Genomic DNA, 824 nt, shown 5'->3' with positions numbered 1-824 from the left:
TTCACGGCGCTGGGCTGGTGGCTGCTGCCGAAGTTCGAGTGCGAGAGCAGCGCCGCCTTGGGCTTGAAGCCCAGGCGCAGCATTTCCTCGGCCGCCATGATGGTGATCTCGGCCAATTGCTCGGCCGTGGGGTCGTAGTTGACGTGGGTGTCGACCAGGAACACCTGCCGGTCGGGCAGCAGCAGGCCGTTCATGCAGGCGTAGGTGGCCACACCCGCGCGCTTGCCGATGACCTGGTCGATGTAGTTGAGGTGCAGCGCCGTGCTGCCCCAGGTGCCCACGACCAGGCCGTCGACCTCGCCCTTGTGCAGCAGCATGCTGCCGATGAGCGTGAGGCGCCGGCGCATCTCGATCTTGGCGATCGGCGCGGTGATGCCCTTGCGCTCGGTCATCTGGTGGTAGGTCTGCCAGAAGTCGCGGTAGCGGTGGTCCTGCTCGACGTTGACCACGTCGTAGTCCACGCCTTCGGCCAGCCGCAGGCCGAACTTCTCGATGCGCTGGGCGATGATGGCGGGTCGGCCGATCAGCGTCGGGCGCGCCAGGTGCTCGTCGACCACGATCTGCGCGGCGCGCAGCACGCGCTCCTCTTCGCCCTCGGCGTAGGCCACGCGCTTTTTCGCGGCCTGCTTGGCCACCGTGAAGATCGGCTTCATGGTCGTGCCCGAGGCATAGACGAAGGTCTGCAGGTGGTCGCGGTAGGCCTCCATGTCGGTGATCGGGCGCTCGGCCACGCCGCTGTCGGCCGCGGCCTGGGCCACGGCGGGCGCGATCTTCATCATCAGGCGCGGGTCAAACGGCTTGGGGATCAGGTACTCGGGGCCGAA

General features: G+C 67.7%; 1 protein-coding gene. It reads right to left on the bottom strand.

Annotated elements, in window-relative coordinates; genetic code table 11:
- Window positions 1-824 (bottom strand): phosphate acyltransferase (locus B2J89_RS21235; protein ID WP_256368870.1); only part of this gene is annotated, 824 nt, incomplete at both ends.

This window comes from Acidovorax sp. SRB_24, from assembly GCF_012931925.1.
This window is presented reverse-complemented; position numbering and strand designations above follow the sequence as displayed.